This window comes from Plesiocystis pacifica SIR-1 (assembly GCF_000170895.1).
Taxonomy (GTDB): Bacteria; Myxococcota_A; Polyangia; order Nannocystales; family Nannocystaceae; genus Plesiocystis; species Plesiocystis pacifica.
The window spans coordinates 1-10,090 of the sequence record NZ_ABCS01000184.1; the positions used below are offsets into that span (position 1 = coordinate 1).

7 protein-coding genes and 2 tRNA genes are annotated in these 10,090 nt (G+C 72.8%); 1 reads left to right on the forward strand and 8 read right to left on the reverse strand.

What is annotated here, in order from left to right:
• Positions 1 to 3,928 (reverse strand): hypothetical protein (locus PPSIR1_RS40335; RefSeq protein ID WP_006977103.1); only part of this gene is annotated, 3,928 nt, incomplete at its 3' end.
• A gap of 319 nt (positions 3,929 to 4,247) precedes the next feature.
• On the opposite strand from PPSIR1_RS40335, the gene PPSIR1_RS40340 reads away from it, so the two are divergent.
• Complete coding sequence (locus PPSIR1_RS40340) at positions 4,248 to 5,333, forward strand: aromatic ring-hydroxylating oxygenase subunit alpha (protein WP_006977105.1); 1,086 nt, start codon at positions 4,248 to 4,250, stop codon at positions 5,331 to 5,333.
• A gap of 92 nt (positions 5,334 to 5,425) precedes the next feature.
• Here PPSIR1_RS40340 and PPSIR1_RS40345 read toward each other — a convergent pair.
• The 7 genes from PPSIR1_RS40345 to PPSIR1_RS45340 all read right to left on the reverse strand — a co-directional run bounded on the left by PPSIR1_RS40345 (position 5,426) and on the right by PPSIR1_RS45340 (position 9,855).
• Positions 5,426 to 5,498 (reverse strand) — tRNA-Lys (locus PPSIR1_RS40345).
• 9 nt (positions 5,499 to 5,507) lie between these two features.
• A tRNA-Glu gene (locus PPSIR1_RS40350) sits at positions 5,508 to 5,580 on the reverse strand.
• Positions 5,581 to 5,699: 119 nt separating this feature from the next.
• Positions 5,700 to 6,404 (reverse strand): hypothetical protein, encoded by a 705-nt coding sequence (locus PPSIR1_RS40355; protein ID WP_045117723.1) that lies wholly within the window; start codon positions 6,402 to 6,404, stop codon positions 5,700 to 5,702.
• 275 nt (positions 6,405 to 6,679) lie between these two features.
• Positions 6,680 to 7,195, reverse strand: a complete 516-nt coding sequence (locus PPSIR1_RS40360; protein ID WP_006977107.1) for a 4-hydroxylaminobenzoate lyase — start codon at positions 7,193 to 7,195, stop codon at positions 6,680 to 6,682.
• Positions 7,192 to 8,058 (reverse strand): hypothetical protein, encoded by an 867-nt coding sequence (locus PPSIR1_RS40365; RefSeq protein ID WP_006977108.1) that lies wholly within the window; start codon positions 8,056 to 8,058, stop codon positions 7,192 to 7,194. Before PPSIR1_RS40365 ends, PPSIR1_RS40360 begins: the two co-directional genes overlap by 4 nt.
• Before the next feature lie 8 nt (positions 8,059 to 8,066).
• A complete protein-coding gene (locus PPSIR1_RS40370) occupies positions 8,067 to 9,098 on the reverse strand; it encodes a hypothetical protein (protein WP_006977109.1) in 1,032 nt (343 codons plus the stop codon).
• A gap of 10 nt (positions 9,099 to 9,108) precedes the next feature.
• Entirely contained in the window at positions 9,109 to 9,855 is a 747-nt protein-coding gene (locus PPSIR1_RS45340; protein WP_006977110.1) for an NUDIX hydrolase, read from the reverse strand.
• Positions 9,856 to 10,090 lie beyond the last annotated feature (235 nt).

Consider the following 10,090-nt stretch of genomic DNA (forward strand, 5'->3'; position numbering starts at 1 on the left):
ATCGGGGGAGCTCGCGGCGCAGGGTGAGCGTGTCGCAGGCGGGGACGAGGGCGCGGACGCGGGCCCGGGTCGCCTCGTCCTCGGGCCACGGCCAGGGCGCCCAGGACAGCGCGCGCGCGAGCGCCTTGGCGTCCGAAGGCTGGGGCGGGGTGAGGAGCTCGCCGCGGAGGTAGAGGGCCAGCAGCCGAGACCAGCAGTCTTCGAAGGTGGCGACCTCGGGCCAGGCCAGGAGCGCCCGGGCAGCGCGCGCTCGCTGGGAGCGGTCGAGCTCGGTCGAGGCGGGGTCGAAGGCCTGGGCGCACAGGGCCTCGAAGCGCGCTCGACCTCGGGCGGGAGGACGGGCAGCCTCGATCGCAGGCGAGGTCCACGGGGCGAGGGCCGGGACGCCGAGGGGGTGCGCCTCGAGGAGCGCGTCGAGGGTCTGGGCGGCGCGCTCGGGGCCTTCGCGGTGCCAGCGGTGCACGGCATCCCGAGCCGCGGCGAGGGCTTGGGCTTGGGTCGGGCCGAAGCGCGCGCGCTCTTTGGGGCGGGCGCCTGGGGAGTCCGTGGGCCCCGGGGTCGGAGGCTCGGCGACGAGCGGGGGCAGGGCGAGGGCGTCGATCAACAGCGCGACGCTCGTCGACCCGAGCTCGGGGCCCAGTCGGCAGGCGGCCAGGGCGGCGTCGAGGTCTGCGCGCTCGAGCACGGCTCCGAGGGCGCGAAGCAGGCGTAGACGGCGGAGGCCCGGGACGGTGGCCGCGGGGCAGGTCGCGCGGATCAGGGCCCGACCCCGAGCGCGCAGCTCGGGCGTGTCGGCGACCCGCTCGACGAAGTCGAACACGGGGCGGGCGAGGGCGGCGTCCTTCTCGACGGCGGCGCTGCGTTCCAAGGTGCTCAGCAAGCGCTCGCGGTGGACGTCGTGGAGGGGACGGGGCGCGGCCTCGAGGAGGAGCGAGAGGTTGTCTTCCCGGGTGGTGTCGGGCGCGGCCTCGAGCCAGCGCAGCCAGCTGGGGAAGTCCCAGCGCATGGCCTCGACGACCGCCGAGCGGGGCAGGGGCGGCCGGGGTCGCGCGTCGTCGCTTTCGCGGGACGCCTCGAGGTCTCGGGGGTGTTGGGCGCGGTGAAACTCTGCGAGCAGCGCCGCGGCGCGCTCGGGACAGAAGCCGTCGAGCTCGATCTGGGAGAGCGGACCGTCACGACCTGGGACCGCCTCGTCGGCAGGGCTCGCGGCGCGGAGCCGGACGCGGTGCAGCGCCGCGGACAGGGCTCGCCTGGAGCTACCCTCGCGCAGGGAGAGGGTCCCGTCGAGGGCGGCCTCGACGAGGGCGAGGTCTGCGGGGCGGGCCGAACGAGCCAGACGAACCAGCGCGCGGACGCTCAAGCGGCCGCCGAGGGCCTCTCGAAGCAGCTCGCGGCTGCGCTCGTCGGGAGCGAGGGCGTGGGCGTCGACGAGGTGACGGGTACAGGCTGGCCCCGCGGCCGTGTCGAGGGCGGCGGACAGCTTGACCCGCAAGCTGGCGTTGTCGTGGCGGGCGAGCCAGCCGATGAGCGCCGGGAGGCTCCGGGCGGAGGCGAGGGTGGAGAGCGCGGCCGCGGCCTCTTGCTTGACGCCCATCTCGGGCCGCTCGAGGGCGGCGAGGACCCGGTCCTCGGCCCACGTCGCGCCGAGGCTGGCGACCGCGGCGAGGGCTTGGCGAAGCACCCGAGGATCCTCCGCCGAGCACAGGCGCCCGAGGGTGAGCTCGAGGTCGCGGGCCTCCTCGCCGCCAGCGACGATGGCCTCGATGGCGGCCCGCTGGATCTTGGGGTTGGGGTCGCGCCAGTGCGGGATCAGCCGGCGCAGGGAGTGGCCGGTGGGCTGCTGCCTCGCAAGGGTCTCGAACAGCGCCACGCGGGTGGGCACGTCGGGCTGGGGCTGCTCCTCGAGCCAGTCGAGGGTGAGGGCCAAGACGAGCTCGCGCCCGGTGTCGGGGCTGTCCTCGATCCACCGTCGGACCGGGCGCCCGTCCGCGAGCAGGTGCCGGCCGTAGCGGTAGAGCTGCTGCTCGAGGGCCGGCATGCGCTGACGCTTGGCGGCGAAGTCCCCCGCGAGAGCGGCGAGAACGTGGGCGCGAAAGACCTCGCGGTAGCGGGTCCGGATCGCGGGCAGGAAGCGCCGACGGCCGGACTCGCACAGCACGCGCAGCGCCTGCTCGGCCTCGATGCAGTCGCGGGGCTTCCCCTCCTCGTCGACCCGGCTCGTGGCCCACGGGGCGGCGACGAGCACCGCCGCGGCGCGGTCGTCCCGGGCGCTGCGCCAGCGCTCGTCGAAGAGCCCGCCCACGTGGGGGCCGAGCTCGCCGCACAGCCGCTCGAGCAGGGCGTCGCGGTCATCGTGGAGGGCCCACAAAGCGTCCAGGAGGGCGGGGAAGACGGGCTCCAGGGGAGCCGGGCTGAGCGGGGTGTCAGGGCCTCGAGGCGTTTTGGGAGGCCCGGAGGACAGCGCCAGCTCCAAGAGCGCCTCGGCCGAGGCTGGGCCGCCCTTGACCTTCAGCACGGGGATCAGCGCGGCTGGGATGGCGGGGAGCCAGGCCAAGAGCGCCTGTTCGTCGTCGAACTCCGGGGAGCGTCCGGCGGCCTCGACGAAGGCGCGGGCGAGCTCCGGGCGGCTGACCTCGCGCAGGAGTCGCGCCAGGAGCTGGTGGGCCGAGGTGCCGGAGCTGGCCGCGAGGATGGCCGCGCGCCGCCGCCAGCGAGGATCGTCGGCGGGCAGCTGCCCGAGGGCGGCGATCAACGCCTTGCGGGCGATGTAGCTGACCCGCACGAGCTCCTCGGCGCTCCACTGCGCGTGGTGGTCGAAGGCGCTCAGGAGAGCTGGGATCTGAGCCGCGCGCAGGAAGCTGCCGTGGCGGTGGGCGGCGAGGACGTGGCGGCGCGCGCAGGCGCCAAAGTCCAGCGGCTGCTCGGCGCCGAGCTCGACGACGAGGGCGAGCAGATCGAGGGCGGGCTCGGCCTCGCTCTCGTGTGGGCGCGGCCTGGCGGCGCCGGACAGCACGGCACCGAGCCCTGGGACCTCGCCCAGGCCCGCGAAGGCGCTGGCGCGGACGGGGGCGGGGAAGGACTCTTCGAGGGCGATCTCGAGGAGCAGCACGGCGTGGTGGCCGTCGCCCCCAACGGCCGCACGGACGCAGGTCTCGCGGATCGGCTCGTCCTCGAGCTGCTCGAGGCCCGCGCGCAAGATGGCCTCGAAGGTGGCCTCGCCCGCGGCGTCGCGCACGGCGAAGGTCAGGCTCGTGACCAGGCCGTGGGCGCGGCGGCGCAGGCGGATGTCCGGGTCGGCGCACAGGGGCTCGAGCAGGCGCAGGCCCTCACCCGTGCTCAGGGCGAGGTCGTGGACGGCGGCGGGGAGCCAGTCGAGGGCGATAGAGCGTAGGCGCGGGTCCGAGGCGCCGGCGAGGTGCTCGAGGAGGATGGCGGGCTCGAGCAGGTGGGGGGCGAGGCAAGGCTCGCCCTCGAGGGCGCGCAGGAGCTCCAGCTCGGGGATGGGCTCGATCCATCGCGCGCGCGCCTCGGGGTCGATGGCCCCGGCGATGGCCACCCGCAGCCAGTCTCGGCGCGAGCTGGGGGGCAGGGCGTCGAGGTCCTCGGGCAGGGGGCGACGGGCAGGGTCGCGGTCCAAGAGCGCGAACGCGAACTGGGCCAGCTCGCGGCACAGCTCCGGGGCGAGGTCGGCCACCCGCCGAGGCATCGCCGCCCCGAGAGCGTCGAGGCGCTCGGGGGCGTCCCAGCTCTGCAGTCGTCGCCGCGACTCTCGGAGCTCGATGGCCACCCGCGCCGAGTCTCGAGGGCGGGCTCGCGCGAGCCGGCCCTGCTCGGTGGCCACGTCACCGATGGCGTGGAGGAGGTCGACGGTGGCTCGGTGGGCGCGCGCCCACTCGGGGGCAGTCGACGGGGAGCTCGAGGGCGCCATGGCCCGATGATAGGGGGAAGAGCCGCGAGAGGTCCCGAAGGGGGTCCGCGGCGCTCCTGGGCGCGCGCTGCATCATCACCGGCGTCAGCCCGCAGATGGCCCGGGCCTTCGTCGATCTCGACGCGGAGCTTGGCGACATCCCCACGCGGCGAAGCCTCGAGGACGGGCTCGAGGCGTGCAGGCGCTTGTTGAGCCGCGACTGAGGAGGGCTCGGGCGGCGGGCTCGACGTCAGCGTCGACGAGCGCCAAGTGCCCGGTGGGCTCAGGTGGACCGGGGCGTCAGATTCCAGCGCCTCGACGACAACGAATTCGGCGAGCCATGAACACTTCGCCGAACAACTGGTACGTCGCCTCCTGGTCCAAGGACCTCGCCGTGGGGGAGCCCCTCGCCATGCAGGTCCTCGGCCGCCCGCTCGTGCTCTGGCGCGGTCCAAAGGGGGAGGTCTCGGCCCTCGACGATCGCTGCGTGCACCGCTTGGCGCCCCTGTCCCGGGGCCGCTGCGAGGGCGCGAACCTGCGCTGCCGCTACCACGGCATGGTGTTCGCGCCGGGGGGCGAGGTCGTGGAGATTCCCGGCCAGGATGAGATCCCAGCGCGGGCGCGGGCGCGGGCCTACCCCGTGCTCGAGCGGCACAGCTGGATCTGGATCTGGATGGGCGACCCCGCCCGGGCCGACCCCGATCGCATCCCCGCCATGGTCGGCCTGGACGACGAGAACTACTACCTCGGCGCGGGCACCCTGGACTTCGCCGCTGACGCCCAGCTGGTCCGCGACAACCTGCTCGACTTCAGCCACATCTCCTACCTGCACGCCGACAGCTTCGCCCTCGGCGACGCCTACGCCAAGGTCCCGCCGCGCATCGTCGAGCTCCCCGACGGCCTGCAGTACCAGCGCTGGCTCGAGAACCAGGAGCTGATGCCGGGCAATTCCATGCTCGTGGATCAGTGGTCGAACTACAGCTTCCGGGCGCCGGGGATCATCACGATGGCCACGGGGGCCTACCCCCTGGGCACGGCCCGCGCCCTCGACCTCGGGGCGCCCGATCCCTCGCTGCCCGGCATGAACATCACCTTCACCAATCAGGCGATCACGCCGATGAGCGACCGCAGCACCCGCTACTTCTTCTCGTGGGGCCCGCGGCGCGACTGCGGGACGCCGGAGCTCGCCGAGCAGATGATGGCCCTCGCCTACCGAGCCTTCACCGAGGACAAGGAGATGGTCGAGGCCCAGCAGCGGATGATCGACCTCGACCCGAGCTTCCCCATGCTCGGCACCCACTCCGACGTCGGCGTGTTCCGCTTCAACGCGCGCTTGCGCGAGATCGAGGCGGCCGAAGCCGCCCGCGAGGCGGCCGAGGGGTGTGCCCGCGTGCACCTGCCGGTCCACGCGGGCGCGGCCGAGTAGCCGCCGAGCCTGCCTCGCCTTCTCGAAGCCCCCAGGACAGGAAAAAGCCCGTCAGCTGTCGCTGGCGGGCTCTTCCTTCGAGTTTTTGCTGATGAGCCCGGTAGGACTCGAACCTACGGCCAGCGGATTAAAAGTCCGCTGCTCTACCAACTGAGCTACGAGCCCGGAGTTGAATGACCCCTACGGGATTCGAACCCGTGTCGCCGGCGTGAAAGGCCGGTGTCCTAGGCCTCTGGACGAAGGGGTCGCTAGGGATGGGGGTTGTACCCGCGAGGGCGGCTCCTCGCAAGAGTCTGATGCACTCGAATCAACCCCCGAGCGGCCCGCGGCGAGTAGACCTCGCTCACGGAGCCGCGCGACTCCGCCTCACTGAGGCGCGAGGAAGGACATGCGGTTCGCGGACTCCATGAAGGTCTCCTTCAGGGCGTTCCACGCGTTGGGGTGGGTCTCGTAGACGATGGCGTAGACCATGTCGTTGGCGGCCTGCATCTTGAACAGGGCGCGGGCGGGCTCGGGCTTGCCCTGGTCGGGGGCGGGGGGCACGTCGAGGACGGCCTGGTAAAAGCGCTTGCCCTCGTCGATCTGCTCCTCGGAGATCTTGACGCCGAGGTAGCCGAAGGCCTCGAGGGTCTCGTCCTTGTAGACGGCCATGGTCTTGTCCTTCTCCTCCATGAAGCTGGACAGGGCCATGAACGAGATGACGCCGCCGGGGATGCCCTCGATGCAGGACACGGACTCGATCTCGGGCGAGGCGCGGACGAAGCCGGGCTGCATCTCGACGAAGTTGTCCTCGGTCACGCCCTTGGGGAGGCGGAGCAGGACGGTGTCGCCGAAGTAGGGGGCCGGGTACTCGCCGACCTCGGCAGGGCAGACCTTCTTGGTCGGGTCGTTCTCGTCGACGGGCTCCTCGCTGCCCTTGTCGCCCTTGTCGCCCTTGTCTCCCTTGTTGCCCTTATCTCCCTTTCCACCCTTGCCGCCCTTGCCGGCGTCAGCGGTCTCGCCGTCCTTGGGGGGCGTGGTGCCAGCGGGCTCCTTGTCGCAACCGGCGACGAGGCAAAGAGAGAGGGCCAACGAACTGATGAAAGCGGTGCGGATCACGGTGGGGCTCCTGAGTCGGCGCATTCTTGCCAGGTTGGGGGGCGAACTTCAAGACGCGAGCTTCCCGGCGCCGGTACGGGCGGATCGCGCTCGCCGCGGTTTTGGCGGCGACGGGGTGGAAACGCCGCTCCCCGAGGTGGGCTCTACACCCCCGAAAGGGCGGCGAGTTGGCTCCAAAGCACGCTAGAGGCAGTGCAGGCGCAGCTTTGGCGGGTTCGAGAGCTGGATGATTTTTTCTGCGCGCGCGCTCAGCTCTTGGGGAAGTGCCACTCGACGGCGCCATTGGGCAGAAAATAAATCAGGTTCATGCGTCCGCCAGTGACCGTGGGGACGTGGCGGCTACCAGGAGGCAGGAACACCCAGGCGGGATCGCGGCCCTCGAATTGGCAGCTTTGTGTGCCCTGAGCGGGGAAGCCCACGGTCACCTCGCCCTCGAGGTGCGTGTGCTCGACGGCGCCGCCGATCATGCTGACCACGTCGATGGAGAGATCGTGCGTGTCGGCGCTGGCCTTGGCGACCCGGCTAAAGCGCGCGTCGGCGTCTCCGCGGTTGGCGAGCCAGCCCGCGTCGATGCCCGCCTGGATGGCCCGCCCGAGGGCCTGGACGTGCTCGCCGGCGTAGGGGAAGTCGGCCTCGAGGGCGGCCTCGAGGGCCTGGACCTGCTCGGGGCTGGTCTGGGCCTGGGGCTCGAGGGCGGCGACGCGGGCGAGGATGGGAGCGAGGAGCTCGCGCAGGTGCTGGTCGGGAGCGTGGGTCTCGGTCATGGGTCTGAGCTCGGAGGGACCCAACCACTACCATCGAGCTCGATGGCTGTCGCCGTCGCGCGGACGCTGCGGACGGGGCGGGAGCCCGCCCCCGAGTGGGTCTGCGCGTTGGCCTCGCTGCCGATCCACTCCCCGAGCAACACCGAGCGCAAGGGCGCGGGCGCGAGGGCGTCGAGGGCCACGGCGGCGGGGGTGTCCGGATCGCCCGGGCCCGCGCGCAGCAGCCAGTCGAGGGTCGACCGCCCCGCGCCGGCTTGGGTCACGAGCACGCGGCGCTCACCGATGAACAGGATGTCGAAGGGGAAGCCCTCGGGGTCCGTCGCGTCGCCGAGGCCCACGCGGATCCCGGGGTGTTCGAGCTCGGCCTTGACCATCAGGCCCCAGTTCGAGAGCAGCTTGGCCGAGGCCGTGGGCATGGGGCAGTCGCTGGCCCAGGCCCACGCGGGTTGGCCCGCGGGTCCTTGCAGGAGGGCCAGCTCCGCCGGGTCGAAGCCCATGCGGGTCAGCAGCATCTCGAACACCGACAGCTGCATGGCGAGGTTGCGGTAGTCCATGGCCGCGAGCGCCGGGAGGCCGCTGTCGCTCGCGCTGGCCAGGGCCGCGAGGTGGGCGAGGGCGTCGGCCCGGCCGGGGTCGCGGCGGTCGACGAGGGTCAGCATGCGGGCGTCGGCGGGGACCCAGGCGAAGCCGTCGAAGCGCAGCCCCGGGCTGCCGCAGCCGGTCTGAGCGGGCGCTTTGGCCTCGGGCGCTCCCGCGTCCGGGGGCGGGGTCGTCTCGGGGCTCGGGCACGCGACGGCCATCGCGGCCCCGAGCACGAGCGCGAGCGGGCGCGTCGTCGGGCGGGGCGTGCTCGGGCGGGACACGGTCGGCCTCAGTCGCGCAGGTGCTTGAGCTGGTCGCGGCTGAGCACCAGCTGGCCCACGGCCATGCCCTCGAGGGGCTGGAAGGCCACGCCCTTGAGCAGCGCCTGGACCTGGGCGTTCTCTTCGGGGTGGTCGCGCTCGTTGAGCTCGTTGATGGCCTCGGACAGGTCGCCGGTCGGGGCGAGGACGATCTGCCCGGCGAGGCCCTCGTCGGGGGACTTGCGCAGCACGAGCTGGACCTGAGCGATGCTCGCGTGCAGGTCGTAGGAGATCAGCGGGCCGCCGGACAGCAGGACCAGGCGAATGCCCGGGTCCTCGCCGAGGGCCTTGGTCATCTCGTCTTCGATCTGCGAGTTGGCCTGGCCCTGGGCGGACAGCAGGGGCTCGAGGCCGGTCCCCGGGATGTCGGCGGGGATGAAGGCCACGCTGTGCTCGTCGAGGAGCACGATCCGCCAGGGGAAGGCGCCCGAGGGCAGCCACACGTCCCGGTCGGCGCCCGTCTCCTCGCCGGTGTGCTTGGTGAAGCCGCTGCCCTCGAGCAGGGGCTCGACCTCGGCGGGGGCCTTGTTCAGCGAGCGCAGGAAGTAGGGCGTGTTCGACAGCGGCGTGGTGAAGGCCATGCTGCTGTCGGCGAGCCAGTCGGCGGCGAGGGCCTCCTCGCTGAGGACGATCTCGAGGCTCTCGTCGAGGACCTTGCGCTCGTCGAGGAGATCGGCGGCCTTGGGCGGCACGCCAAACACGACGGCGACGGTGTCCGGGTCGAAGCGCTCGCTGAGCCGGTCGTAGCTGGCCGCGAGCACGTCCTTGGGCAGCCAGGCGACGAAGCGGTCGATCTCCGGGGACTTTTGTTCGGCTTCGGCGGCCTCGCCGGCTTCGGCCTTGGCGTCGCCGGCCTCGCCCTCGGCCTGGTCCCCGCCGTCTTTGGCCCCGGCCTTCGCCTTGGGATCGGCGTCGGACTTGGGCGGGGTGTTGCAGGCGAGGGCGAGGCAGGCGAGGACGCCGGCGAGGGGGAGGGCAGTGGCAGTGAGGCGGGACGACATGGGCGATCCGTCAGTCGAAGTGGGGGATCCAGCGCTTGCCCACGCGGACGAAGCGACGGGGGTAGACGGCCGCGCGGGCCACCTCGGACCCGGCGTCGCCCGGTGTCTCGGCGTACTCGGGATCCCGAGGCATGAGGATGTGCAGCTCGCCGCCGCTCGGGCGCACCTTGGGCACGATGGGCGCGCGGGCGAGCTCGGGGGCGCGGGTCAGCCACTCGCGCCAGTCCCCGGCGCGCAGGCGCAGCAGGATGCTGACCGTGGGCGGGGGCAGGTCGACCTCCTCGCGCTCCCAGGCCGCGAGGATCGCCGCGGCCGTGGCCCAGCGCCCGGCGGAGGTCTCGCTGCCGTCGGCCTCGGCTTCGTGGCCGGCGTCGGCGGGGATCTGGGTGACGAAGAAGCGCGCGAGGAAGCGCCGGGGGGACTCGCCCGAGGGGGTCTTCCAGGTGTCGAAGTGGCGCAGTTGTTCAGGCTCGACGGCGAGGTTCGCCTCTTCCATGCACTCGCGCCGCGCTGCTTGCGCAAAGGCTGCGTCGTCCATCCGGTCCCCGCCTTCGGGGATGTCCTCGGGATCGACCCCGCCGCCGGGGAACACGAGGGCGTCGGGCATGAACGCGCTCTTGCTCGATCGGCGGAGCATGTAGAGCTCCGGGGCCGCCTCGCCCTCGCCGGCCTCGGGCCTCGGGGCCTGGGGCCGGAGCACGACGACGGTCGCGGCGGCGCGCACGGTCGCGCCCTTGCTGGGCTTGTCCCCGCTCATCGTCCCCGTTGTTAGCACGTCCAGGCCGATTGCGCCGTGCCCAGCGCCAGGGGTACCCTCTCGCCAATGGTCCGCGTGTTCGTGTCCCAGGCGTGCATCGATCGTTGGCTCGGAGCCGGCGGGGTCGCCATCGAAGGCGACTTGCTGCGCTTTCACGCGGTCCCCGGGACCAGCTTGTTCATCAACCCGAGCGTCTACTTCCTGACGGTCGACGGAGCGGACAGCGATCCCTACG

Bases quoted from the DNA above. Each gene is read 5' to 3' on its own strand.
- PPSIR1_RS40360 (WP_006977107.1), bottom strand. From the start codon at position 7,195: ATGACCGAGACCCACGCTCCCGACCAGCACCTGCGCGAGCTCCTCGCT.
- PPSIR1_RS40340 (WP_006977105.1), top strand. From the start codon at position 4,248: ATGAACACTTCGCCGAACAACTGGTACGTCGCCTCCTGGTCCAAGGAC.
- PPSIR1_RS45340 (WP_006977110.1), bottom strand. From the start codon at position 9,855: ATGAGCGGGGACAAGCCCAGCAAGGGCGCGACCGTGCGCGCCGCCGCG.
- PPSIR1_RS40370 (WP_006977109.1), bottom strand. From the start codon at position 9,098: ATGTCGTCCCGCCTCACTGCCACTGCCCTCCCCCTCGCCGGCGTCCTC.